The following is a 2,539-nucleotide window of genomic DNA, read 5'->3' as shown; positions in this document are numbered from 1 at the left end:
TCCCCCAATCGGGTAGCAAACACCGCCGCCCTGGCCTGTTTGCCATAATATTCTTGGATCATTTGCACTGAGGTACCCATGTTGCGGGCCACCTCGAACACCCCCACACCATTCCGCAGAGCGTTCACGGCGTAGAAGTGCCGCAAGCTGTACACGGTGTACTTCTCTCCAAAATTTCATCCTCGATGCCAGCCTGAAGGCCGCACTCCACTAACTTGCATCTAATGTTTGAGCCGACGGTGGCGGCGCTTCGACAGCCGCACTGAGAAATTTCGCAATCACTCGCGGTGTCATCTCATGATTATAAATCCCGTGACGCAAGCCACGCCTGGGTGTTGGCGGCAAGGTTGCGATGGTCAGCTTGGATGCCGCATCGGGAGCAGATGCTGACATTATATCGCAAAACACGCCGCCGAGAATCAACTCTCGTCCGTAAACCGATTTGAAAACGCCGGAAATGACGGGAAATAGGAAAAAGACTGCGATCGAAAAAATGGCTGGGTAAGCGATGTAAGGCTTGGAGGCTACGGTTTGCACTGTCGAGACAATCGGAGCAAGACCGGCATTCAAGCTGGCGAAGTGCCGGCCAAGAAGGATAAGACCCGAAGCGCTCAAGCAAATACATATTCCGAAATAAGTGAGAGTGATTGTCCAAGCCGGCGCTAGGCTCATTAGCCGGTTTGCGATCGATCCAAATGCGAGCACCATTCCTGCCTCGTCATCGATTCCGCGGATAACTAGTGTCCGACGAGGTGGCTCGAACGTTGCTCCTCCTTTTGTCAGCGCCTGAAAAATATCTGACCTACTCGATGAAGGCGAAAGCCAGTCAAATTCGTTCGGCGGATCGACCTTGCCTACACCATATAAAGCGGGAAGTACTCGAAGGGCTATGACGAAGAAGTTCACGGACCAGAGGGCATGGTTGTAGGTTTGGATATCGAGCAGGCTATATAGCCATCCGAGAGCAATTAGCAGCCCTACTGACGGAAGTGCGGTGGCTATATAGCGTTTAATCTTTGCCTCCTCGCCAACTACAGGAGAGCGAACAATTTCCATAAACGGGGTGGCAAGCGTTACGACAATGGGATCAACATTCGTCCAAAGTTTCTGTATGGCAAGAAGAGCCACGCTGCCTCCATGGCTATGCCCAATCACCACGTGCCGAACATCTGGGTGCTTCTCCGCTTGCTTTTCAATCATAGAGGCCAGCGTCACGGATGCGTCGCTCCGAGCGTAAAGTGAATTTGCACCCGACCATAAAAACGGTTGAATTACCGCCTTGATTCCGTTCGATTCCAGCTCTTGCGAAAAGCATGTTAAAAAGATGGATCCGGGCTCAAACCAATTCGGAGCAGAAAACGGCAATCGCTTTCGGCCCCAAGTCCCATGCACCAGCGTAATGATGATGTTCGGTGCTTCCGTGGTTGCCATGAACAGCCTTCAAAAGAAAAATGTCGCAGCTTACTGCACGAGAGTTACGATCCCAACGGGCCTGCGGGTGGGCCCAAGTCGGTGGATACCGTGATAATCCGAACCGGTCCTCTAAAGCTGACATTTGATGATCGTCATGGCTTTATCCGCCCGCTTGTAACCATGGCGGGGGGCGAGTGATTTTTGAGTCGTAGCGAAAGCGCCAGTTGCTTCATCCAGTCGTAACAGCTTCCAACCCACGGGCTCATTGCTGACGCTGCCTCCAGCGACTTGCCAAACACGCATAACGGCGTGATTCTCTCTCGTAATTCCAACCGAGTGGACTTCGACGTCCCGAGTGTAGCCGTCGTAGCGAAGTTGAAGGACATGACCCGACTGCAGAGCATCACAGGCAGTTTGTACCCACACTTGCGGATCTCCAGTTTTGGAATTGGGTCCTTTCAACGTAAGCGAGTCGCATTGCCTAGCAAAGCCTGAGGTTGGAAAGGCACACAAGCCCTTACCTACAGAGGCAATTCAAGAATTCAGCGAGTTCGTGAATCAGTCGCCCAACCTTGTCGCGAACACGGCAGCCGTTGCCTGCTTACCATAGTACTCCTGAATGATTTCCACCGAGGTGCCCATGTTGCGGGCGACCTCGAAGACGCCAACGCCATTCCGCAGCGCATTCACGGCATAGAAGTGCCGCAAGCTGTAAATAGAATACTTCTCGCCAAAGGTGCTCCGCTCAATACCTGCTTCCCTGAGCGCAGCATTGAGCTGGTCAGTGAGCGTAGTGATCTTTGACCCGTCTTGCATAGCGAACAGAGGTCCTGCCGGATCTTCGGCCCGTCGCTTTGTCAAAAATTTGTCTATCCGCCTGACGGCGACCGACCTTGCTATCGCATCCCGCTCGCCAGTTTTGCCTCTCACGACGAAGCGATAATTGCTGCGGCCCTTTTCGTCCCTGAAGGGATGAACGTCTCGCACTTTCAGACTGTTAGCCTCTCCAGGCCGAAAGCCAGTACAAGCAACAACCAACACATATATCGTACGCCTACGAGGAAGGCCGCCAGATTGACGCGGGCGCGCGGGGGCGGCGAGCTATATGATGGGTGAAGATCAGGCG

General features: G+C 53.3%; 2 protein-coding genes. Both read right to left on the bottom strand.

Annotated elements, in window-relative coordinates:
* Positions 1-210: 210 nt before the first annotated feature.
* A complete protein-coding gene (locus tag XI06_RS13045; protein WP_271605501.1) occupies positions 211-1,431 on the bottom strand; it encodes an esterase/lipase family protein in 1,221 nt (406 codons plus the stop codon).
* 540 nt (positions 1,432-1,971) lie between these two features.
* A complete protein-coding gene (locus XI06_RS13040; protein WP_271605502.1) occupies positions 1,972-2,460 on the bottom strand; it encodes a site-specific integrase in 489 nt (162 codons plus the stop codon).
* Between the last annotated feature and the right edge of the window lie 79 nt (positions 2,461-2,539).

The organism is Bradyrhizobium sp. CCBAU 11434 (assembly GCF_028128895.1).
In the GTDB taxonomy this organism is placed as follows: Bacteria; Pseudomonadota; Alphaproteobacteria; order Rhizobiales; family Xanthobacteraceae; genus Bradyrhizobium; species Bradyrhizobium zhengyangense.
The sequence above is the reverse complement of the archived record's forward strand: the minus strand, read 5'-3'. Positions and strand labels throughout refer to the sequence as shown.

Coding starts and splice junctions, on each gene's coding strand:
- XI06_RS13045 (WP_271605501.1), bottom strand. CDS start 1,431: ATGGCAACCACGGAAGCACCGAACATCATCATTACGCTGGTGCATGGG.